General features: G+C 69.1%; 23 protein-coding genes. 13 read left to right on the plus strand and 10 right to left on the minus strand.

Going from position 1 to position 21,406, the window contains the following annotated elements:
* Position 1 precedes the first annotated feature (1 nt).
* The 7 genes from ABDJ85_RS05765 to ABDJ85_RS05795 all read left to right on the plus strand — a co-directional run bounded on the left by ABDJ85_RS05765 (position 2) and on the right by ABDJ85_RS05795 (position 8,730).
* A complete protein-coding gene (locus ABDJ85_RS05765; protein WP_347703783.1) occupies positions 2 to 2,638 on the plus strand; it encodes a serine/threonine-protein kinase in 2,637 nt (878 codons plus the stop codon).
* Positions 2,639 to 3,129: 491 nt separating this feature from the next.
* Positions 3,130 to 3,501 (plus strand): hypothetical protein, encoded by a 372-nt coding sequence (locus ABDJ85_RS05770; RefSeq protein WP_347703784.1) that lies wholly within the window; start codon positions 3,130 to 3,132, stop codon positions 3,499 to 3,501.
* A gap of 337 nt (positions 3,502 to 3,838) precedes the next feature.
* Positions 3,839 to 4,384 carry a 3-hydroxyacyl-[acyl-carrier-protein] dehydratase FabA gene (gene fabA / locus ABDJ85_RS05775; RefSeq protein WP_347703785.1) on the plus strand — a complete coding sequence of 182 codons (546 nt, stop codon included), beginning with the start codon at positions 3,839 to 3,841 and terminating at the stop codon, positions 4,382 to 4,384.
* Positions 4,384 to 5,595, plus strand: a complete 1,212-nt coding sequence (fabB, locus tag ABDJ85_RS05780) for a beta-ketoacyl-ACP synthase I (protein ID WP_347703786.1) — start codon at positions 4,384 to 4,386, stop codon at positions 5,593 to 5,595. Before fabA ends, fabB begins: the two co-directional genes overlap by 1 nt.
* Before the next feature lie 316 nt (positions 5,596 to 5,911).
* A complete protein-coding gene (locus tag ABDJ85_RS05785; protein WP_347703787.1) occupies positions 5,912 to 7,855 on the plus strand; it encodes a glycoside hydrolase family 97 protein in 1,944 nt (647 codons plus the stop codon).
* A gap of 36 nt (positions 7,856 to 7,891) precedes the next feature.
* The gene (locus ABDJ85_RS05790) at positions 7,892 to 8,305 is read left to right on the plus strand and encodes an LIC_13387 family protein (RefSeq protein WP_347703788.1); all 414 of its coding nucleotides are present in this window, start codon (positions 7,892 to 7,894) and stop codon (positions 8,303 to 8,305) included.
* Between the two features lie 77 nt (positions 8,306 to 8,382).
* Complete coding sequence (locus ABDJ85_RS05795; protein ID WP_347703789.1) at positions 8,383 to 8,730, plus strand: EthD family reductase; 348 nt, start codon at positions 8,383 to 8,385, stop codon at positions 8,728 to 8,730.
* A gap of 1 nt (position 8,731) precedes the next feature.
* Here ABDJ85_RS05795 and ABDJ85_RS05800 read toward each other — a convergent pair whose 3' ends face one another.
* Entirely contained in the window at positions 8,732 to 9,139 is a 408-nt protein-coding gene (locus ABDJ85_RS05800) for a hypothetical protein (protein WP_347703790.1), read from the minus strand.
* Positions 9,140 to 9,282: 143 nt separating this feature from the next.
* Between ABDJ85_RS05800 and ABDJ85_RS05805 the strand changes: the two genes are divergently transcribed.
* Together ABDJ85_RS05805 and ABDJ85_RS05810 are read left to right on the plus strand one after the other, a co-directional pair.
* Positions 9,283 to 9,633 carry a YciI family protein gene (locus ABDJ85_RS05805; RefSeq protein WP_347703791.1) on the plus strand — a complete coding sequence of 117 codons (351 nt, stop codon included), beginning with the start codon at positions 9,283 to 9,285 and terminating at the stop codon, positions 9,631 to 9,633.
* On the plus strand, positions 9,630 to 10,877 hold the full coding sequence (locus ABDJ85_RS05810; RefSeq protein ID WP_347703792.1) for a sigma-70 family RNA polymerase sigma factor: 1,248 nt from the start codon (positions 9,630 to 9,632) through the stop codon (positions 10,875 to 10,877). The genes ABDJ85_RS05805 and ABDJ85_RS05810 overlap by 4 nt, the downstream gene beginning before the upstream one ends.
* On the opposite strand, the gene infA is transcribed toward ABDJ85_RS05810, so the two are convergent.
* The 8 genes from infA to ABDJ85_RS05850 all read right to left on the minus strand — a co-directional run bounded on the left by infA (position 10,870) and on the right by ABDJ85_RS05850 (position 15,181).
* Entirely contained in the window at positions 10,870 to 11,106 is a 237-nt protein-coding gene (gene infA / locus ABDJ85_RS05815; RefSeq protein WP_347703793.1) for a translation initiation factor IF-1, read from the minus strand. The genes ABDJ85_RS05810 and infA overlap by 8 nt on opposite strands.
* Before the next feature lie 33 nt (positions 11,107 to 11,139).
* The gene (locus ABDJ85_RS05820) at positions 11,140 to 11,310 is read right to left on the minus strand and encodes a hypothetical protein (protein WP_347703794.1); all 171 of its coding nucleotides are present in this window, start codon (positions 11,308 to 11,310) and stop codon (positions 11,140 to 11,142) included.
* A gap of 231 nt (positions 11,311 to 11,541) precedes the next feature.
* A complete protein-coding gene (locus ABDJ85_RS05825) occupies positions 11,542 to 11,754 on the minus strand; it encodes a cold-shock protein (protein WP_347703795.1) in 213 nt (70 codons plus the stop codon).
* Between the two features lie 211 nt (positions 11,755 to 11,965).
* Positions 11,966 to 13,153, minus strand: coding sequence for an MFS transporter (locus ABDJ85_RS05830; protein WP_347703796.1), 1,188 nt, complete (start codon positions 13,151 to 13,153; stop codon positions 11,966 to 11,968).
* A 31-nt stretch (positions 13,154 to 13,184) separates the two neighbouring features.
* Positions 13,185 to 13,856 carry an aquaporin gene (locus ABDJ85_RS05835; protein ID WP_347703835.1) on the minus strand — a complete coding sequence of 224 codons (672 nt, stop codon included), beginning with the start codon at positions 13,854 to 13,856 and terminating at the stop codon, positions 13,185 to 13,187.
* Positions 13,856 to 14,362 carry an arsenate reductase ArsC gene (locus tag ABDJ85_RS05840; protein WP_347703797.1) on the minus strand — a complete coding sequence of 169 codons (507 nt, stop codon included), beginning with the start codon at positions 14,360 to 14,362 and terminating at the stop codon, positions 13,856 to 13,858. Before ABDJ85_RS05840 ends, ABDJ85_RS05835 begins: the two co-directional genes overlap by 1 nt.
* 8 nt (positions 14,363 to 14,370) lie before the next feature.
* Positions 14,371 to 14,844: an ArsI/CadI family heavy metal resistance metalloenzyme gene (locus ABDJ85_RS05845; RefSeq protein WP_347703798.1), complete on the minus strand. Its 474-nt coding sequence runs from the start codon at positions 14,842 to 14,844 to the stop codon at positions 14,371 to 14,373.
* Positions 14,845 to 14,857: 13 nt separating this feature from the next.
* Positions 14,858 to 15,181, minus strand: a complete 324-nt coding sequence (locus tag ABDJ85_RS05850; protein WP_347703799.1) for an ArsR/SmtB family transcription factor — start codon at positions 15,179 to 15,181, stop codon at positions 14,858 to 14,860.
* A 390-nt stretch (positions 15,182 to 15,571) separates the two neighbouring features.
* On the opposite strand from ABDJ85_RS05850, the gene ABDJ85_RS05855 reads away from it, so the two are divergent.
* Positions 15,572 to 17,281 carry a hypothetical protein gene (locus ABDJ85_RS05855; protein WP_347703800.1) on the plus strand — a complete coding sequence of 570 codons (1,710 nt, stop codon included), beginning with the start codon at positions 15,572 to 15,574 and terminating at the stop codon, positions 17,279 to 17,281.
* A 46-nt stretch (positions 17,282 to 17,327) separates the two neighbouring features.
* Positions 17,328 to 18,281 carry a hypothetical protein gene (locus ABDJ85_RS05860; protein ID WP_347703801.1) on the plus strand — a complete coding sequence of 318 codons (954 nt, stop codon included), beginning with the start codon at positions 17,328 to 17,330 and terminating at the stop codon, positions 18,279 to 18,281.
* Between the two features lie 94 nt (positions 18,282 to 18,375).
* On the opposite strand, the gene ABDJ85_RS05865 is transcribed toward ABDJ85_RS05860, so the two are convergent.
* Positions 18,376 to 18,978: a PEP-CTERM sorting domain-containing protein gene (locus ABDJ85_RS05865; RefSeq protein ID WP_347703802.1), complete on the minus strand. Its 603-nt coding sequence runs from the start codon at positions 18,976 to 18,978 to the stop codon at positions 18,376 to 18,378.
* A gap of 228 nt (positions 18,979 to 19,206) precedes the next feature.
* Between ABDJ85_RS05865 and ABDJ85_RS05870 the strand changes: the two genes are divergently transcribed.
* Both ABDJ85_RS05870 and ABDJ85_RS05875 read left to right on the plus strand, forming a co-directional pair.
* Positions 19,207 to 20,229 carry an NAD-dependent epimerase/dehydratase family protein gene (locus tag ABDJ85_RS05870; RefSeq protein ID WP_347703803.1) on the plus strand — a complete coding sequence of 341 codons (1,023 nt, stop codon included), beginning with the start codon at positions 19,207 to 19,209 and terminating at the stop codon, positions 20,227 to 20,229.
* Positions 20,230 to 20,564: 335 nt separating this feature from the next.
* A complete protein-coding gene (locus tag ABDJ85_RS05875) occupies positions 20,565 to 21,320 on the plus strand; it encodes a hypothetical protein (RefSeq protein ID WP_347703804.1) in 756 nt (251 codons plus the stop codon).
* The last annotated feature ends 86 nt before the right edge of the window (positions 21,321 to 21,406 follow it).

A 21,406-nucleotide genomic window follows, 5' to 3' on the forward strand; every position in this document is an offset into this window, starting at 1 on the left:
CATGCAAGACGACACGCCCTGGCAGCGCATCAAGGCCGCCTTCGATGCCTTGATGGACCTGCCGCCCCAAGACCGCGAAGCGGCCCTGCAAGCAACGACGCTGGACCCCGACCAGCAGGCCGAAGTGCGCAGCCTGCTGGCCCACCACGACGGGCTCGACGACACCGGCGGCCAGCCCTTCCTGGCCGCTGCGCCCCGGCCCGAGGGCCTGGAAGGCCGGCGCTTCGGGCCCTGGCTGCTGACGCGGCGCGTGGGCGCTGGCGGCATGGGCGAGGTCTTTGAGGCCGAGCGGGCCGACGGCAGCTTTGCCGGCCGCGCCGCCATCAAGCTGCTGGCCCCGGGGCGTGATGGCCCGGCCCTGCTGGCCCGCTTTGCGCAGGAGCGCCAGGCGCTGGCGCGGCTCAACCACCCGCACATCGCCCACCTGATGGATGCCGGCGTGGCCGACGACGGCCAGCCCTATGTGGTGATGGAGTTTGTTGACGGCCGCCCGATTGACGACGTGGCCGCCGCCCTGCCGCTGGAGGGCCGGCTTGCGCTGGTGCTGCAGCTGTGCGAGGCCGTGGCCTATGCGCACCGCCAGCTGCTGGTGCACCGCGACCTCAAGCCCGGCAATGTGCTGGTCGATGCGCAAGGCCAAGTCAAGCTGCTGGACTTCGGCATCGCCAAGGCCATTGACGGCGGCGACCCCCTCATCACCGGCGTGGCCCACACCCCGCACTACGCCAGCCCCGAGCAGGTGCGCGGCGAGCCCGTGGGCACCGCGACCGACCTCTACAGCCTCGGCGTGCTGACCTACCAGCTGCTCACCGGCGTGCGCCCCACCGGCCGCCAGGCCACCACCGCGCAAGAGGCGGCGCGCAGCGTGCTGGAGGACACGCCCACCCGCCCCAGCCGCCTCAGCGGCGACGAGGTGCCCGACCCCGATTGGCCGGCCACCCGCGCGCGCCTGGCCGGCGACCTCGACAACATCCTGCTCAAGGCCCTGGAGAAAGAGCCCGAGCGCCGCTACGCCAGCGTGGATGCCTTTGCGGCCGACCTGCGCGCCTACCTCGGCGGCTACCCCGTCAGCGCCCGGCCGGCGGCCTGGAGCTACCGCGCCCGCAAGTGGCTGCAGCGCAACCCGGTAGCGGCGGGGCTCAGCGCATCGCTGCTGCTGGCCGTGCTGGGCGGCCTGGCCGCCACCGCCTGGCAGGCGCACGAGGCGCGCCTGGCGCAGCAAACGGCCGAGCAACGCCTGGCCGAGGTGCGGCGCGTCACGCACAGCCTGGTGTTCGGCTTTGGTGACAGCGTCGAGTACCTGCCCGGCGGGCAGGACATCAAGATCGGCCTGCTGCGCGACACCCTGGCCGCGCTGGAGCGCCTGCGCCCCACCCTGGGCGAGGACACCGCCTTGCTGGCCGACATCGCTCAGGTCCATGTGCGCCTCGGCGAAGCCCACATGCCCGGCTACCTGGCCTCGCGCAACGACCTGGCCACCGCCACGCGCCACGCCCAGGCCGCTCGCGAGCTGGTGGATCGCGTCTGGGCCGCGCAGCGCGGCCATGGCGACTTCGTCAGCTATGCCTCGCGCGCCTACAACCTGCTGGCCTCGGTGGACCAGGAGGCCGACCGCATCGAAGCCAGCGTGGCCCTGATGCAGCAAGGCCTGGCCCTGGTGCGCGAGGCCATGCCCCAGCTGCCCCCCGGCCCTGACCGCCTGCGGGCCCAGGGCGCCATCACCGCCACCTTGGTCAACGTGGGCAACATGCTCGACGACAACGGCGTGGGCCTTGGCCGCCGGCCCGAAGCCCAGGCCGCCTACCGCGAGGCCCTGGCCAGCGCCGACGCCGAGCTGGCCGACCCGGCCGCCATTGCTGCGGTGGAGGCCACGCTGCCACCCCAGCACACCCGCTTTGCGGCAGAGACCGCGCAGTCGCGCGCCATCATCCTGGGCAGTTGGTCGTCGTCCCTGCTGCGTGATGGCGACTACGCCGGGGCGCTGGAGCGCCGCCGCGCCAGCGTGGCCGAGCTGCGCCGGGCGCACGAGACCCATCCGGAGCAGCAGCAGTTCTGGCAATCGCTGTGCACGGCGCTGTCCTTCACCGCCCAGCTGGAGCTGCAACTCGCCCACCCCGCCGAGGCCCTGGCCGCCATGCGCGAGTCCCTGCAATGGAACGAACGCCTGCAGGCCAGCGAGCCCGACAACCCCCAGTGGACCGACAACATCGGCCTGCGCGCCCTGCCCATGGGCACCGCACTCGCCGCTACAGGCGCTCTGGCCGAGTCCCTGCCCTGGTTCCAGCGCGCCATTGCCTACGCCCAGGCCGAACTGGCCAAGAAAGAAGCCCTGCGCCCGCGCCGCAACCTGCTCACCGCCCAACTCCGCCTGGCCCTGGCCGAGCAAGCGCTGAAGCGACCGGGTGCTGGTGCTCGCGTTCTGTCCGCGACTGAAGCCTTGCAGGCCCTGCAGCCCAAGGACGCCAAGTCGCCCGACACGCTGCTGGCGGTGGCAGAGGGTGCGGCTGCGCTGGCTAGCCCTGCGGTGGGTGGCGAGAAGTGGCGCGGCGTGGCCTGCGAGGCGTGGCGCCAGGCGGCCACTCGGCGGCCGTTGTCGCCTGCGGCGTTGCGGGCGAGGGGGGTGGTGGGGTGTGAGTGAGTATTGCCGTCTGGGGGGCGAGTGCTGGCGGTGGGTTGGCAAAGGCCCGCCCGGGCTGGCTGGGGCGCTCCAGTTGAGGCGGTCGCTGCGCGACTGCCCTGCGGTGCTCAATTTGCGGGGCCGCGCCGAACTCCCTGCGCTGCGCTCCGGTCAAACAGGCGGCGCGAAGTCAGTTGTCGAAGTGCGCTGCGCGCACGCCCCGCAAACCTGCGCTCCTCGGCGCCTCAAAAGTCCGCGCCCCAGCCAGCCCGGGCGGGCCTTTGTGGGCGGTGTGGGTGGGTGCGGGAGAGGGACTCTTGCTGCGATCAGCCCAACCGACGAGCCCGGGTGAATCCTCACTGCGCGCGATGGGTGCTTGCAACATACATTCCCCTAGCCGCACCAGCCACCATCGGGTGCGCCGTTCAGCCCGATAGGTTTGTTTGCCACCGCCATGCCCAGACCTCGCTCAAGCTCGCCAGAGCGGCCGATAGGCGCGATTCGTTAACTTTATGTACAGCCACGTCACGACGAAGGAAGCAGTCAGTCAAAAGTTCGCGCACTTCGAGCGTGCAGCACCGGCGGCACTGCCTGCGCTGCTGGCCTGTGCGGCCATGTCCTTCTTCATTCATGCGCCTGCTTCTGTGCTCATTGCGTCAGCGGTTGGCGCAGGCGTCAGTGTGTTCTTCTCTTGGCGCTGTGCCTTGCGAGAGCAAGGTCATGCGACCGCTGCCTTTGTCTTCGCAGCGCTTGCGCTTTCCTTGTTCGGAGTCGCGCTCTCCCCCCACCTCACGGTGGCGGCCCTGCTTTTGCAGGGCCTCGGCGTCATGGGCTCGGTCTTCTTCCTGCTGCTTTTGGTCGCTCGTAATCGGAAGTCGGGGTAACCGGGCGCTCAAGTGGCCGGGCGTTCAGCCTACTGCTCACCTCAGGCGTTGACGCCCAAAACAACTCTGAGCACCTACCCCCGCCCGCCAGCAGCGAGTTCTGGGGTGGCGAGAACCGGCGCTGAATCACTGCGCAGCAGGGGCCGCCCCAGCTGAGCCGCTGGTGGGCGGGGGTGGTTGCGAGCGCGGCTGCGCGAGGGCCCAGCCCAAGCCTCAACCCACCCGGCTCTGACAGCTGGCCTACCCAACCGCGAAGCCTCGCAGCCGGCGGATGGCGGGGTCAGCCCCGGGGGTGAGCACAATACTGGTCTTTCCAGAAAAAAACTCGCACCGAGACATGACCACTTCGACCCCCGCCAGCCAGCGCGAACTGGGCCGCCATTCCTATGACCGTGACGCCCTGATCGCCTGCGGTCACGGCGAGCTGTTCGGCCCCGGCAACGCCCGTTTGCCGCTGCCCAATATGCTGATGTTCGACCGCATCACCCAGATCGACGACAGCAGCGGCGCGCATGGCAAGGGCCGCCTGGTGGCTGAGCTGGACATCCGGCCTGACCTCTGGTTCTTTGGCTGCCACTTCGAGAGCGACCCCGTGATGCCTGGCTGCCTGGGCCTGGATGCCCTGTGGCAACTGGTGGGCTTTTGGCTGGGCTGGCGTGGCAACCCGGGGCGCGGGCGCGCGCTGGGGGCGGGCGAGATCAAGTTCTTTGGCCAGGTGCTGCCGAACGCGCAGAAGGTCAGCTACGAGCTGGACTTCAAGCGTGTCATCGAGCGCAAGCTGGTGATGGGCATTGCCGATGGCCGCGTGCTCGTCGATGGCCGCGAGATCTACAGCGCCACCGACCTCAAGGTCGGCCTCTTCACCACCACGGAGGCCTTCTGATGCTGCGCCGTGTCGTCGTCACCGGGCAGGGCATCGTCTCCAGCCTGGGTAACAACATTGCCGAGGTGGACGCCAGCTTGCGCGCCACCCGCTCGGGCATCCGCTTCAACCCGACCTACGCCGAGCGCGGCATGCGCTGCCAGGTCAGCGGCCGGCCCACCATCGACCTCGAAGCCAGCATCGACCGCCGCACCCTGCGCTTCATGGGCGACGCTGCCGCCTATGCCTATTTGTCCATGCAGCAGGCGATCGAGCAATCGGGCCTGCAGCCGCACGAGGTCTCGAACCCGCGCACCGGCCTCGTCGCCGGCTCGGGCGGTGCCTCCAGCATGAACCAGGTCTGGGCCGCCGACACGCTGCGCGCCAAGGGCATCAAGCGCGTCGGCCCCATGATGGTCACGCGCACCATGGCCAGCACGGTCTCGGCCTGCCTGGCCACGCCGTTCGGCATCAAGGGCGTCAACTACTCGATCACCTCGGCCTGCTCCACCAGCGCGCACTGCATCGGCCACGCCGCGCAGCTGATCGCCTGGGGCCAGCAGGACGTGGTGTTTGCCGGCGGCGGCGAGGAAGAGAGCTGGGAGATGTCGTTACTGTTCGACGCCATGGGCGCCATGTCCGCTGGCCGCAATGACGACCCCGAGCGCGCCGCCCGCGCCTTCGACACCGGCCGCGATGGCTTTGTGATCGCCGGTGGTGGCGGCATGCTGGTGCTGGAAAGCCTGGAGCATGCCCAGGCCCGTGGCGCCACCATCCTGGCTGAGCTGGTCGGCTTTGGCGCTACGTCTGACGGCTACGACATGGTCGCGCCCTCGGGCGAAGGCGCCGTGCGCTGTATGCAGCAGGCCCTCAGCACAGTGAAGACGCCCGTGGACTACCTCAATGCCCACGGCACCTCCACCCCGGTGGGCGACGCGGCGGAACTCGGCGCCGTGCGCCAAGTGTTTGGCGACAAGGCCCCGCTCATCAGCTCCACCAAGTCCATCTCCGGCCACTCGCTCGGCGCCGCTGGCGTGCAAGAGGCCATCTACTCGCTGCTGATGCTGCAAGGCGGCTATGCCGCTGCCTCTGCCAACATCGAGAACCTCGACCCCGCTGCCGAAGGCCTGAGGGTGCTGCGCGAGCGCCACGACGGCCCGATCAACACCGTCATGTCCAACAGCTTTGGCTTTGGCGGGACGAACGCGACCTTGGTGTTCTCGAAGTTCTGAACGGGTTGGCGCCGTGAGGGCGCTGATGCCTGGGATGGGTTGCTGAAGGCCCGCTCCGTTGCCGTCGTCTTCACAGGCCCTACTCGCCGTTGCGAATGTGATCGACAAAGCCTGAGTCGATGCCTTGAACGATGAAGGGCAGGGTGTGTGCGGGCTGCGGTGTTGGTGATGCCCGCATGGCAGCTAGCAGCGATGCCCGCGTCGCGCCGTTTTCGGCCCTGTGATTGCCCAAGTTTCATCGCGGCGGCGCGGTTCCTGGCGCGCTGGCGGGGTGAAATGCCGCCCGACTTTGGCAACCTTTCCTTGAAGGCAGGGCATGACGATTCGACACATGCTGGGCGTGGCGCTGGCGGCGGGTTTGGTGGTGACGCAGGCGCAGGGCGCGGACGCGGTGCTGCGGTCGCCCAATGGGCGCGTTGAGCTGCGCGTGGCGCAAGATGGCGCGAGCTTCCAACTGCGGCGTGGGGGCGAGGCGGTGCTGGCGCCATCGCCGCTGGGGCTGGATCTGGCGGGCGAGGCGCCTCTGGGGCCCCTGGTGCTGGAGCGGCGGCAGGACGAGCAGCAGGACCGGCGCATTCCGCTGGTGGCGACCAAGGCGTCGAGCGCGCGTGACCACTACAAGGGCGCGACGCTGACTTACCGTGAGGCTGAAGGCGCGCGTCGCACAGTGCTGCTGGATGTGCGCGCCTACGACGACGGTGTGGCGCTGCGTTATCGCATCGAGGGCACGGCGCCCGTGCAGTTGGCGGGCGAGCGCACGGGCTTTGTGCCGGCGGGCGACCCGAGCTGCCTGGTGTCGGAGGCCAAGCTGTCGCACGAGGTGCCGTTCGAGCGCCAGCGCTTCTCGGCTTTGAGCACCGACAAACCCTATGACGTGCCGCTGGTGTGCGCCACGCCGTCGGGCCGCACGCACTACGCCATCACGCAGGCGCACCTGGACGGCTACACCAGTGCCTCGCTGTGGCGCGACGGGCCGGTGCTGCGCGTGAAGCTGGTGGCCCCGCCCAAGCGGCCGCAGCCGGCCTATGTGTCGGCAGGCGGGCTGCGCACGGCCTGGCGCGTGGTGATGCTGGCCGACCGGGCGGGTGACTTGATCGAGTCCCACCTGGTGGGCAACCTCAATCCGGCGCCCAAGGCCGGCGAGTACGGCGACTTCAAGTGGGTCAAGCCGGGCAAGGCGGCGTGGGACTGGTGGTCAGGCCCGCTGGCGGGCATGAAGCCCGACATGGCGGCCTATCGCCGCTTTGTCGACTTTGCGGCCGAGGCGGGGCTGCCCTACTACCTGATCGACGCGGGCTGGGCCTGGGGTGGCGGCAATGCCGATGTCTGGATCGCCAAGCCCGAGACGGACATCACCCGTCCGGCGGCGGGCATCGACATCGCCGAGCTGGTGCGCTACGCCGAGGCCAAGGGCGTGAGCGTGTTGCTCTGGGTGCACTGGCAGCACCTGGATGAGCGCATGGACGCCGTGCTCGACACCTATGTGCGCTGGGGCGTGAAGGGCATCAAGGTGGACTTCATGGAGCGCGAGGACCAGGAGATGGTGGCCTTCTACCAGCGCGCAGGCGAGGCCACGGCGCGGCGCGGCCTGCTGCTGGACCTGCATGGCGCCTATGTGCCGGCCGGCCTGCAGCGCAGCTTCCCCAACTTCATCACCCAGGAGGGCGTGTTGGGCGCAGAGTGGAACAAGATGACCAAGGCCATCACGCCGCAGCACAACCTGATGCTGCCCTTCACGCGCATGCTGGCTGGGCCCATCGACTACACGCCGGGCGGCTTCCGCCACGCCAGCCCCGCCGCCTTCGAGGTGCGGGCCGAGATGCCGCTGACGCAGACCACCCGCGGCCAGGCGCTGGCCATGTACGTGGTCTACGACAGCCCCTTGCAGATGGTGTCGGACGACCCCGTGGCCTACCGCGACGGCACGCGTGAGGCGGCGGGCTTCGACTTCATCCGCCGCGTGCCCACGGCCTGGGACGAGACGCGCTTCATCAGCGGCGAGCCGGGCGAGCACATCGTGCTGGCGCGGCGCAGTGGCCGCAGCTGGTACCTGGGCGCCATGACGGCCAATAGCGCCCGCGCCGAGCGCGTGCCGCTGCGCTTCCTGGGTGCCGGCAAGTGGCGTGCCACCGTCTGGCAAGATGGCTCCACGGCCGGCGATGTGCAGCGCAGCGAGCGCACGGTGACGCGCGCTGACGTGCTGGGCCTGACGCTCGCCGCAACGGGCGGTGCGGTGGTGGTGCTGGAGCCGCTGCACTGACGGCCAGGAGTCCGCACCAGCGCTTGCGAGGTCCCAATGCTTGCCCGAGGTCTCATCGCCGCCAGCGCGGCCATTCTGTTCCTGCTGGGCAGCGCCCACCTTCTCTATACCTACTGGGGCCCCAAGCTGCTGCCGCGCGATGTGGGCCTCATCGAGGCGATGCAGCGCACGCAACTGCGCCTCACGGCCGAGACCACCGTGTGGCGGGCCTGGATCGGCTTCAACGCCAGCCACAGCCTGTGCGCCATCCTCTTCGGGCTGATCTACGGCTACTTGGCCTTGGCGCAGCCCGAGCTGCTGTTCCGTTCGCTCTATTTGCAGGCGGTGGGTTTGGGCTTGCTGCTGGCCTTTGTGGTGCTGGCCAAGCTGTACTGGTTCAGCATTCCTTTCATGGGGGTGGGCCTGGCGCTGGCCTGCTATGTGGGTGGCCTGGTGGGTGCGCGCGTTTGATGCGGGCTGTCTCCGACGTGCCAGCGAAGCCCAGGTGGGATCGCTAGCCTTGCGCGCTTTCACGCCCAGGAGTGCGCTTGAACCCGTCCCACCCACCCGCTCGCATCGCCAAGGTCACCGGCATCTACCGCTGGGTTGACGACGCGCGTTTTGACCACGCGTACTACGAGACCACGCACGCGGCCCTCACTACCGAGCTGCTCGCTCCCTTGGGCCTGTTGCGCTTTGAGTGCGACCGCACCGTCGGCCCCGGCGCACGGCAGGCGGGCGATGTGGTGGCCACCTCCAATGCCTACTTCCCGTCCGTTGAAGCGGCCGGCAAGGCGCTGGTGGCGGCCGGTGCGCGGTTGGCGGCAGACATCCCCAACTACACCAGCCTGCGGCCGGTGCTGCACCTCTCCGAGGTGGTGGTGCACGAGGTCTGACTCAACTCAGCCCACGCAGCCAAGCCACCAGGGCCGGCACAGCCACCAGGGCGGCCAGGCCAAACACCAGCAGGTTGCCGGTGCGGGGGTCGAAGTCGCTGAAGGCCTTGGCCCAGCTGCGGCGCAGCAGGAACTTGCCCAGCAGCAGGTCAAAGCTGGCCATGAAGCCCGCCAGTACCAGCCCCAAGGCCAGGTGAGCGGCCCAGCCCCGCAGCCCGATGCCGGGCACCAACAGCCAGCAGAGACAGAAGGCCAGCAGGGTGCCGCTGACGATGCTGAGGCGCAGCGCCCGCGCCTTGCCCAGGCGCGGCACCACCAGCACCGTGCGGGCAATGCCGTGCAGCGTCTCGGCGCCGGCCAGCACCACGCAGAGCGAGGCGATGCGGATCAGGGCGTCGGAGCTGGGCATGGTGCGGGGATTCTGGGCGGCGGCGCGGGCTGCGGGTTTGTGCTGAATCAGGCTCGCGTCATCTGGCGTGGTCGCGCGCCGTCATAGGGGCGCGCGCTTCCACAATCCCGTGGTGCGCCGCCTACCTTCAAGGATTGAACGCCATGCACACCTACCTGCTCTTGCTGCACGAAACCCCGGCCGACTACGCCGGCATGTCCCCGGCCGAGATGGAGGCCATCATCCAGTCGCACTGGGCGTTTGCGCAGTCGCTGTCAGCGCGCGGCCTGCGCGTCGGCGGCGAGAAGCTGTGCGACGACGGCGGCCGCCACCTGCGCCGCCAGGGCTCGCAGATCGTTGCGAGCGACGGCCCCTACGCCGAGGCGCACGACGTGATTGGCGGCTTCTACATGATCAAGGCGGCCGACGACGCCGAGGCCGAGCGCATTGCCCGCGAATGCCCGCACTACGCCGGCCGGCAGTGGGTCGAGGTCCGGCGCGTCGATCCGGTGTGAACGCGCTCGAAGCGCTGCTTGCCCGCGAGCGCCGCCGCCTGGTGGCGCTGCTGGCGCGGCACCTGGGCCTGGCGCAGCTGGCGCTGGCCGAGGACGCGGTGCAGCAGGCTTGTCTGCAGGCCGTGCAGACCTGGCCGCGCGATGGCACGCCCAGCAACCCGGCTGCGTGGCTCTACCGCGTGGCCCAGCGTGCCGCCATTGACCAGCTGCGGCTGGACCGCCACCGCGCCGCTTGGCCTGAGGATGAGGCCGAACTGCCCCAGCTGCAGCCCCTACCAGGCCGGCTGACTCGCGAGCTGGACGACGACGAACTGGCCCTGCTGTTTGCCGCCTGCCACCCGGCGCTGCCCGCTGCCAGCCAGGTGCTGCTGGCGCTGCGGGTGCTGGGGGGCTTTGAGCTGGCTGCGCTGGCGCCGCTGTTCTTCAGCACCGAGGCCGCCTTGGCTCAGCGCCTGGCCCGTGCCCGGCGTGACCTGGCCGGCTGCGAACTGGCCCTGCCGGCCGGGGCCGAGCTACCGCCCCGCCGCGAGGCGGTGATGACGGCGCTGGCGCTGGGCTTTCACCAAGGCCAGCAAGCGGCGGCGCGGGAGGCGCGCGAAGTGGGTGGCGAGGCCGGCAACAAGGCCTTGGAGGTCTGCTGGGAGGCCATTCGCCTGGCGCGTGCGCTGGCGGCCCACGCTGCCACGGCAGCGCCCGAGGCGGATGCGCTGGCGGCCTTGCTACTGCTGCACGGCGCCCGCCTCACGGGCCGTACCGACGCGCATGGCGACATCGTGCCCTTGCCGGGGCAGGCGCGTGACCGTTGGGATGCCGGCTTGATCAGGCTGGGGTTTGCGCACCTGGCGGACTCGCAGCGGGGCAGCAGCTTGAGCCGCTGGCATCTGCTGGCCGGCATCGCGGCCGAGCATGCGCGGGCACCGCGCTATGAGGCGACCGACTGGGCCGCCATCGTGGGGTACTACGAGGCCTTGCTGCCCCTGGACCCTTCAGCCGCACCGCGGCTGGGGCATGCCATTGCGCTGGCCGAAGCGGGTGCGCCGCAAGCGGCCTTGGGGCGGCTGCGCGCCATGCAGGATGAGGTCCCAGCCGCCTTGCGTGCCCACCATGCGGCTGCGCTGTCGCGGGCGGCCGAGCGGACGGGCGACCTGGCCCTGGCGCGCAGCGCGCTGCAGCAAGCCATCGCGGCCGCGCCGCACCCAGCCGAGGCGCTGCGTCTGCAGCGCCGGTTGGCCGACCTTAGTTGAACGTGCGCCGTTCCAGGTGCCGGAAGGTGATGCGGCCCTTGCTCAGGTCGTAGGTCGACAGTTCGAGCGTGACGGCGTCACCCGCGAGGATGCGGATGTGGTGCTTGCGCATCTTGCCGCCCGTGTAGGCGATGACCTCATGGCCGTTCTCGAGCTTGACCCGAAAGCGCGAGTCCGGGAGCACTTCGTTGACGGTGCCGCGCATCTCGATGAGCTCTTCCTTGGCCATGGGGATCCTTTTTAAACAGGTGAACGAGCCGAATCAGTGACGCAGCGCCCAAGCGATGCCCTCATGTTGGGCAAAACGCAGAGCCGCGTCGGCCGAACCGAAACGGGGCTCGAAGCGCCAGATCCGGTCGGTGCTCGCGGCGCCTTGGCCGGAGCGGATGGAAACCGACGCGACGAACTGGCCGTCAGGGTCGGGGAGGGTCATAGGTGAGACAGAGAAGCGCCCCACCTCAATGCTGTTCTTGTGCATATGGCTTGAGGTGTGTGCGCCTTGATCGTGCGCCTCCAAGGGCTGCTTGCGCAGCCACTGCTCCTCAAGGGAGCGAATCCTGCCGGGACTGCCCGGGCTGGACTCAAGAGGCGGGAACCGTCTTGGCGCGGTCTTGAAGAGACCTGGAGCACCGCAGCGCCCCAGGGGTGGCCGAGTGGCCGGTGCTTACAGCGAACGGATGTTCGAGGCTTGCAGGCCCTTGGGGCCTTCCTTGACCTCGAACTCCACCTGCGCGCCTTCAGCCAGGCTGCGGAAGCCGCCGCCGTTGCGGATTTCGCTGTGGTGGGCGAACAGGTCCTTGGTGCCGTCAGCCGGGGTGATGAAGCCGAAGCCCTTTTCGTCGTTGAACCATTTGACGGTGCCGGTTTGAGTGGCCATGGTGTTTCCTTTGCAGAAGATTGAAAAAAACAAAAGCACTCCGGGCACCACCATGGTGGCCGGAGACAGAAACACTCAAGAGCAATCAGGGGGTGAAGCTGTAGCGAGCCGCTCGCGGAAGGGTCACCTGGGCGTGACCGGCGGGGCTGCAGATAAGACCGGTGAAGAGAGGTCTTGTGCGAATCTATGGCGGCATTGTCGCATGACCGGCTCAAGTCCCTTCAGAAGTCCTTGGCCGGATGGCCATCAAGGCCAGCACCGCGCTCAGCCCCAGCCCCGCCGAGACCCACAGCACCCGGGTGCCCAGGCCCGCCAGCAGGACGCCAAAGCTCCAGGGCGCCAGTGCCGCCGTCAGGCGCCCAGGCAGCATCAGCCAGCCCTGGCGCTGGCCATAGCCGGCGGGCCCGAACAGGGCCAGCGGCAGCGTGCCGCGCGTGATGGTCAGCACGCCATTGCCCGCGCCGTGCAGCAGCGCAAACGCCGCCGCCGCCGGGGCGCCCAGCAGCATCAGCAGCGTGGCGGCCAGCGGGTGCATGCAGGCGGCCAAACGGCCCGAGACCAAGGGGTGCAGGCGCCGCAGCACGCCAAACTCCAGCAAGCGCGCCGCCACCTGGGCCGGCCCGAGCAGGCTGCCTGCCAGCACCACGGCCGCCGGCGTGGCGCCCTGCAGTGCCAGCAGGCCCGGCAGGTGGGCGGCGAGTGCCGTGCTGGTGAAGGCCACTACCGCAAACACCCAGGCCAGCAGGCCAACCGTGAGTGGGCTCACGGGTGCCATGGGCTCGGGCGTCTTCGCCGTTGACGGGCTGCCAGCAGCTTGCGGCACCGCCTCGGCGTCGTGTGCGGGCTGCGCCCGGGGCAGGCTGGCATTGAGCGGCAGCCCAATCAGCAGATGCAGCGCCGCCCAGGCCCAGCAGGCGCCGCGCCAGCCCAGGGCGTGCTCCAGCCAGGCCGTCAGCGGCCAGCCCACGGTGCTGGCAAAGCCGGCGATCAAGGTGATACCCGTGATGGCACTGCGCGCCTCGCTGCCGTAGAGGCGGGCCAAGGTGGCAAAGGCCGCGTCGTACAGCCCGGCGCCCATGCCCACGCCCAGCAGCAACCAGGCCGCGCACAGGCCCACCGGGCCCTGGGCCAGCGCCAGCAGCGCCAGGCCCGCTGCAAAGACGAGATTGGTGCCCATCAGCACCGAGCGGCCGCCCCAGCGGTCGATGCGCGCGCCAGCGCGGGGGCCCGTCACGGCCGAGATCACCAGCGCTCCCGAGAACACCGCCCACACAGTGGGTGCGGCCAGGCCCACGCCTTGCGACATCTGGCCGATCAGCAAGGCCGGTAGATAGAAGCTCGACCCCCAGGCCAGGGTCTGCGAGAGCCCGAGGGCGATGACGACGCGAGGACGGCTCATGCGGCGGCGGCAGGTGAAGTGAACGTTCGGGTCAGCGTCGCTCCTCGGTGGCCGACGCCGGCTTGCCAAGCCAGGATGCCACAGGTACCGCCAGCGCCGCACCGGCCAGCTGTGCCATCACAAAGGCCGGCGCGCTGTCGGGCGCGATGCCGGCAAAGCTGTCGCTGAACATGCGGCCCATCACGGCGGCCGGGTTGGCAAACGACGTGGACGCGGTGAACCAATAGGCGGCGCCAATGTAGGCAGCCACCATGGCCGGTGCGCGGCTCGCGGGTGCGCGCAGGATCACGAGCAGCAGCCCAAACGTGGCCACACCCTCGGCCAGCCACAGCCCCGGGCTGCTGCGCAGCTTGCCCGACACCTGCAGCAGCGGCAGGTCGAACATGCCGTGCGCCAGCCAAGCGCCGAGCACCGCACCCGCGAGTTGCACCGCCACGTAGGGCAGCAGGGCCGCGCGCGGCAGCGCACCGCGCCAGGCCATCACGGCGCTGACCGCCGGGTTGAAGTGCGCCCCGCTGACCGGCCCGAAGACCTCGATCAGCACATAGAGACCGCCCACCGTGGCCAGGGTGTTGGCCAGCAGCGCGAGGGCCACATTGCCGCCCGAGAGCTGCTCGGCCATCACGCCCGAGCCAATCACCACGGCCAGCAGCAGGGCCGTGCCCAGGCCCTCGGCCAGAAGCTTGCGTGCGAGCCTCACGATCAGGTGGCGTTGATGGCCACGAGGGCGTCTTGCAGCTCGGCGCGGCTCATGGAAGCCAGGGGCAATTGCAGCAGCTGCAGCATCCGGTAGCCAATGGCCTGGCGCGTCAGCTCAAAAGCGCGGCGCTTGCCCGCGTCGCCGCCCTCGGCGTTCGATGGGTCCGGGTAGCCCCAGTGCACCTTGACCGGCTGGCGCCCCGTGCCGCCGAAGAACACCGGGCACTGCTCCGCCGCCGCGCTGTCGCACACGGTGATGACGATGGACAGCGGCGGCGCTCCTGCCGCGCTGAACTCGTCCCAGCTCTTGCTGCGCGTGTAGGACGTGTCGATGCCTGCGGCCTGCAGGGCCTCCAGCGCGAAGGGGTTGATGCGGCCGCTGGGTGCACTGCCGGCGCTGTGGGCGCGCACGTCGAGCCCGAGCTTGGCGGCCCAGTGGTTGAGCATGCACTCCGAGAGCACGCTGCGTGCCGAGTTGTGGGTGCAGAGGATGAGGACGTGGACGGTCATCGGCCAGCTCAGCAGCAGGAAGTGGACGCACCCTTGACCGGGATACCCACGGGCTTGCCGCGCGACGGGGTGCAGCAGGCGGTAGCGGCGGCCGGGTCGGCGGCCTTCTGGTTGAAGGTCGGGATGTCGGCCAGGGTGTGGAAGTGCTCCCAGGCCACGCCTTGCGGGTCGGTCACCCAGTGCTTCTCGCTCTGGGCGTAGCAGCAGGTGGTGGTGCCTTCGTCGAGCAGGGCCATGTCGGCATCCTTTGCGCGGGCCTTCAGCTCGGCCAGCTCGGCGGCGTCATCGGTCTGGAAGCCGAGATGGTCCACGCCCGGCTGGCCGCCGCGTGAGGAGATGGCGAAGTTGATGCGGGGGTCGTCCAGCATCCACTTGGCGTAGTCGCCCTCCAGCCGCGTGGGCTGGGCGGCAAACAGCTTGGAATAGAAGGCCACGCTCTTGGCGAGGTCCTCGACGTGAACGTGAACATGGAAGCGTTTCATCGGGGTTCTCCTTTCAGTTACAGCAAGCCGCCTTGGCTGCAGGCTCACAGGCCTGGCCTTGGCAGCAGTTTTCGGTCAGGTAGCCCAGCACGGCATTCATGGCGGGGTAGTTGGCGCGGTAGATGAGGTTGCGGCTGGCGCGTTCCTGCGTGACCAGGCCGGCGCCCACCAGCTCCTTGAGGTGGAAGGACAGCGTGGCGCCGGGCACGTCCAGCGCCTGCTGGATGGCGCCGGGCGTGAGCCCCGTTTCGCCCACCACCACCAGCGCGCGGAAGACTTGCAGGCGCAAGGGGTGGGCCAGGGCCGCCAGGGCGGTGATGACGCTGTTTTCATCCATATTTCTAGTATTGTCGAAATATTGAAGGATGGCAAGCACCCGTTGCTTGGCTCTGGGGCTTGCGGAGTACGCCCTCCTGGGGTGGGCGCTGGCGGGTCGCCTGCACATGGCTCCTGCGGGCCAGGGGCCACCCCGGATGGCTCTGCACGGCGGGCGAATGGCTCTTTGGGGCGATGCGTGGCGGGCGGGCGATTTCTATCGTCTCGATCCACAGGTTCCGGTGCTCGGAGCCCTTTCCCTCGCCCTTCAACACGCCCTTTGAATTTCCCTCCTGAGGAGCCCTTCATGACTGAGTTTTCTTCCTCATCCCGTTCCACGTGCCCTGCCGCGCTGCCGGCCGTGACGCCACTGACGCGCCCGCCGATGCCGTCGCGGCCCCTAAGGTCGGCCTTGCCCGTCGCGGCCCTGGCGCTGGGCGCCTTGATGACAGCCTGCGGCGGCGGTGGCGTCAGCGTGACCATGCCCAGCCCGACGCCAGCACCATCGCCTGCCCCGGCGCCTTCGCCGGCCCCAACTCCCGCTCCGGCCCCAGCACCAGATCCAGCCCCGTCACCCAGCTTCACCCTCAGCGTGCCGGCCAACAAGGCCATCGTCTGGCAGGGTGAAGAGGCCACCGTCACCGTCAATGTGGAGCGGGCCAATGGCTTTGCCGAGGCCGTGCAGCTGGCCGCGCAGGAGCTGCCCAATGGTGTCTCGGCCGGGGCGGTGAGCGTCCCGGCCGGCGCGGCCAGTGCGGCGCTCAGGCTGCAGGCGGTGCCCACGGCGCCGCACAGCCTGCCCACCACGGTCACCGTCAAGGGCACGGCCGGCACGCTGTCGGCCACACAGCCGATGACGGTCACCGTGCGCGGCAAGGCGGGCGACGTGGACACCAGCTTTGGCGGTGGCATCCAGGTCATCCCGGTCGGGCTGACCGACGACAGCGTGCGCGGCGTGGCCGTGCAGAGCGATGGCAAGGTGCTGGTCACCGGCTTTGGGGTGCCGACGGCCGCCTCGGGCACCGAGTTCTTCCTGCTGCGCACCCTGCGCGATGGCGGGCTGGATGTCAGCTTTGGCACGGGCGGCAAGGTCTTCACCGGCTTCAACAACGGCGCAGCCAGCGATGAGGCCCAGGCCGTGGCCGTGCAGCCCGACGGCAAGATCCTGGTGGCGGGCACCAGCGACCAGGGCGCCACGGGCTATGACTTCGCCATCGCGCGCTACAACGCCGACGGCAGCCTGGACGCCAGCTTCGGCACCGGCGGGCGCGTCGTCACCGCCTTCGGGCCGCAGTCCGACAAGGCCTACGCCGTACTCGTGCAGCCCGACGGCAAGATCCTCGTCGGCGGCGAGAGCGTGCAGACCAACACCGGCGGCGACTTTGCGCTGGCCCGCTACAACGCCGATGGCTCGCTGGACGCCAGCTTCGGCCAGGGCGGCAAGGTGCTGACGCCGATTGGCGAGTTCGGCGCCCGTGAGGCCATTTACGGCCTGGCGCTGCACACGGTAGCCGGCAGCACGCGCATCGTGGCCGTGGGCGGCGAGGGCGACTTCCACGTGGTGCGCTACACCGCCAGCGGCCAGCCTGACGCCAGCTTCGGCACCGGCGGCGTGGTCAAGACCGTGTTTGGCGGCGTGATCGGCGCGGCGCGCAGCGTCGTCATCACGGCCGACAACAAGATCGCCATCGCCGGCCACGCCGACCACGACATGGCCGTCGTGCGCCTGCTGCCCGATGGCGCGCTGGACGCGAGCTTTGGCCTCACCGACTTCGACCTGCCCGGCAAGCGCATCGTGGCGCTCAGCAGCACCAACTGGGACGAAGCCACCGCCCTGGTCCAGCAGGAGGACGGCAGTTTGCTGATTGGCGGCTGGGTCTACAGCGGCAACAGCTCCAGCGGCGACACCGCCCTTGTACGCCTGCGGGCCAACGGCTCCCTCGACACCAGCTTTGGGGACCACGGCGTGAAGCGCACGGCGGTGGCCGCCAATGGCAAGAACGACCAGGGCCGCGCCCTGGTGCTGCAGCCTGACACCCGCGTGCCCACCGTGCGCGTGATCCAGGCCGGCGAGGTCAATGGCAGCGATCACGACCTGGTGCTGATGCGCCACTGGCTCTGACGCCAGGCGCAGCGTCCCCACCCTTATTGCTGAACCGGAGTTGTTCATGAACATCCCCCAACTGCTGCTGACGTTGCCGCGACCACTGCTGTGGCCACGCAGCGCCTACCCCCTGGTCAGCCTGCTGGCGGTGCTGGCCTTTGCCAGCCTCGCCTCACTGCCCGCTCAGGCAGCGGGCGACCCGCCCGCCCAGCAGCGGCGCCTGGTCCTCGAAGTCGACATGACGCGGCAGGGCCGCGTGAGCAACGGCACCGAGGCCGGGCAGGAGCAGCGCCGCCAGCACTGGCGCGTGGCCCTGGTGTTCAGCAATGGCGGGGAGCGCACGACGTCCAACCCCTTCGACCCGCACAGCAGCGACGCCGCCCTGGCCCAGGCACAGCGCGCCCAGGCCCAGGCGGGCCTGGGCTTCACGCCCGAGCAACTGGCGGTGTGGCAGCAGCAGGCCGCCTTGCTGCAGCAGCGCTGTGGGCAAGACAGCGCCTGCATGGCGCGCGAGGGGCTCAAGCTCACGGCTCCTGCTGCGCCGCGCCCCACGGGCCCCGTGGTCGGCGCTGACGCCGACATGCCCTACCTGGTGTTCTCGCCCGTGCAGCCCTGCCGCCTGGAGGTGCAGGTGCAGATCGACGCGCGCCTGGAGGGCAGCTTTGCCGACGTGCAAGGCCAGGTCCCCTTCAGCGAGACCACCCGCGCCAACGAGAGCCTGCGCCCGGCCCACGACTGCGCCGCCGCCCAGGCCCTGCTCGACACCCGCAACCACCGCCTCTGGGCCTACCTGGGCGCCGTGCCGCGCAGCGGCCAGGGCAGCTTCCACCGCGAGGTGCGCGGCCGTGCGCCCGTGCGCCAGCAAGGCGCCCAGCAGATCGAATGGCGCGAGGCCCAGAAGTGGCTCGACGATCGCCTGTTGAACCTCAACGACAGCAGTGGCGCTGACCGCTTCGTGCAGCCCGTGCCCGGCGGCCAGATCGACGTGAGCTTGCGTTGGCGGTTCGAGCGTCTCTGATGAGGCAAGCTCGCCACCGCTTGCACTGACAACGCAAGCCCGCAAAACAAAAGCCCGCTCTCAGCGGGCTTTGTCTTTTGGGGTGTGAGGCTGATCAGGCCCGGGCCGTTGCCTGCCGTGCCCCCTTGGGCTGGCGGCGCCCCCAGCCTGCTGCCGCCAGCCCCAGCGCGGCCAAGGCGGCGGTGGTGGGCTCGGGCACATGCTGGGGGTCGTCCGGCGTGCCGCGGTCTACGACGCGGATCGCCAGGCTCGCCTCCGGCTGCCACGAGACCTCAGCGCCTTCGGCGTCCCGGAAGTTCAGCGAATAGCCGCCGCCGCCGTACACGCCCGGCTCCACATGGCCGTTGATGGGCACCAGCAGGCCAAAGATGAAGTCCATGGACTCACCCGGCGCCAGGTCCAGCTGGGCGAACTGCTCGACGAGGCTCGGGGTCGAGGGTGCAAAGTTGTACAGGCCTTCAAGACCCTCGCCGTAGAAGCTCACAAAGCGGGTGCCCAGCAGGCGCTCGGTGGACGTTGGCGAGTTGTGGATATGGGCGTGCAGCTGCAGGGTCTCGCTGGGCGTGCCTTCCAGGCTCCAGCTGTGCATGTCCCAGCTCATGTCCAGCTCGGCATGGCTGGCGCTGCTGGCCGCTGCCAGCGCGGCCACAGCCCAGTGGCGCCAGGCGCAGCCAGGGGTTCTGAATCGACGAAACATCTTCAATCTCCAGGGGTGGTTGAGGAGGCGTCACGGTAGGTTCCGGGGCACCGCGCGGCATCGCCCGAAAGAGCCATGTCCCCGCATTCGCGCTGGCCCGTCGGGAGGCTGGCGAGGCGCTGCCAACGCCAGCCGCGCTAAGCTGGCCGCCCCGCGCCACAAGCGCCGGGGCGCCCCTTGCGTAGTGCACCCGGGTGCACTGCATTGACCACTCCCCCTGCACACACCATGAACGTTCTCTTCATCGGCGGTACCGGCATCCTCAGCAGCGCCAGCACACGGCTCGCGCTGGCGCGTGGCTTCAAGCTGACCCACCTCAACCGCGGGCAGCGCGTGGCCGCCGTGCCAGGCGTCGAGCACTTGGGCGCAGACATCAACGACCCCGCCGCCACCGCCGCCGTACTCGGCACCCGTCGCTGGGACGTGGTGGTGGACTTCATCGCCTTCACGCCCGAGCAGATGCAGCAGCGCATCGCCCTCTTCAAGGGCCGCTGTGACCAGTTCGTCTTCATCAGCTCGGCCAGCGCCTATGCGCGCCCCGTGGCGCATTACCTGATCACCGAATCCACGCCCCTGCACAACCCCTACTGGGGCTACTCGCGCGACAAGATCGCCTGCGAGCAGCTCTTGATGGACGCCTGGCGCGCGGGCGACCTGCCCGTCACCATCATCCGGCCGTCCTACACCTACTGCGAGTGGGTGGTGCCGCTGGCCTTCACCGCGCACCATGCGCCCTACACGGTGATCGACCGCCTGCGGCGCGGCGCGCCCGTCATCATCCCCGGCGACGGCAGCGCCCTCTGGACCATGACCCACAGCAGCGACTTCGCCCAAGGCCTGGTTGGCCTGCTCGGTCACCGCCAGGCGCTGGGCGAGGCCTTCCACATCACCAGTGACGAGGTCCTCTGCTGGAACCAGATCTACCAACAACTCGCCGACGCCGCCGGCGTGCGCGATCCCAACTTCGTCCACATCGCATCTGACTTCCTCGCCGCTGTCTGGCCCGACGAGACCGGCGGCCTGCACGGTGACAAGAGCAGCTCGGTCGTGCTCGACAACAGCAAGATCAAACGCTACGTGCCCGGCTATTGCGCCACGGTGCGCTTTGCGGATGGCATCCGTGAGTCAGTGGCCTGGTATGACGCTGATCCGGCGCGGCGCGTGGTGGATGCGGGGCGTGGGCGGCAGTGGGATGTGGTGGTTGAGGCGTATGCGCGGGGGTTGGAGGGGGCGAGGGCGGCGCTGGGCTGAGGGTTTGGCTGGTGCGGAGGGTGGGTTGGCAAAGGCCCGCCCGGGCTGACTGGTGCGCTCCAGTTGGGGCGGGCCTTCGGCCTTCCCTGCGGTACTCGGTTTGCGGGGCTCGCGCCGAACTCGCGCCGCTACGCTCTGCTCGGACAGGCGGCGCGAAGTCAGTTGTCGAAGTGCGCCGCGCGCACGCCCCGCAAACCTCCGCTCCTCGGCGCCCCAAAAGTCCGCGCCCCAGCCAGCCCGGGCGGGCCTTTGGGGCAGCGGTGGGTTGGTGCAAAGCGATGCAGCCGAGTTTGGGATCAATAGGCAGGCTAGCGACTACGCGTTAGGCTTCATCGATGTCACGCCAGTTCTACTCACTCCGGAAGGGTACCAATCCGAATCTCAAGGGCCTGCCTTTGAAGGATGTCTTGGGGCTGTTTGTCCGTCTGTACAACCAGCTCAACGAAGACGGCTACTTCCACGAAGCATTCGGATTCGTCTGCGTTGATATGGGCGACGTGCCTGGAACGGTCCGTGACCCCGAGCTAGAGATGTTGCTGACCATTCGAAAGACCGGGTTGTGGCCAGTGAATGAGAAGGCGTCGCTCTACTCGGAGGACGATTTCTTTGACGTCATTGAGTTCTTGTACCAATACGTCTCAAAGCCCATCGACGGAGCGATGCATTCCCACAACCAATGCGGCATGCACTGGGAAACCTTTAGCAAAACGTTGGGGCAACTCGAGTTCCGCAACCGCGTCAACGCGGCTCTTACCCACTATGCGCATAGGTACGAGCTGTCTTCAGGCGGCGAGGTTCTTCATAAACCTGAGGCTGGATTCGAACCAATCTTTGACGCTGACCTGCCGTCGAAGGATCAGAACATCACTTCGCGCGTTGGTGCTGCTGTCCTGACATATCGCCGACATGGCTCAACCTTGGACGACCGGAGGCAGGCTGTACGAGATCTTGCTGATGTTCTCGAATATCTCCGTCCACAGGTCAAGTCATTGCTGACGAACGCCGACGAGAAGGATCTCTTCAACATCGCGAATAACTTTGGTGTACGTCACCATGAAGCGCCCCGGGTTTTGAGGAGGCTCCAACTCTAGAGAATGGAGCCATGAAGAAGTCCCCGAAGTTTTCACCCGAGGTGCGCGAGCGCGCGGTACGTATGGTGCTGGAGCACCGCGGCGAG

This window comes from Roseateles paludis, from assembly GCF_039872745.1.
In the GTDB taxonomy this organism is placed as follows: domain Bacteria; phylum Pseudomonadota; class Gammaproteobacteria; order Burkholderiales; family Burkholderiaceae_C; genus Pelomonas; species Pelomonas paludis.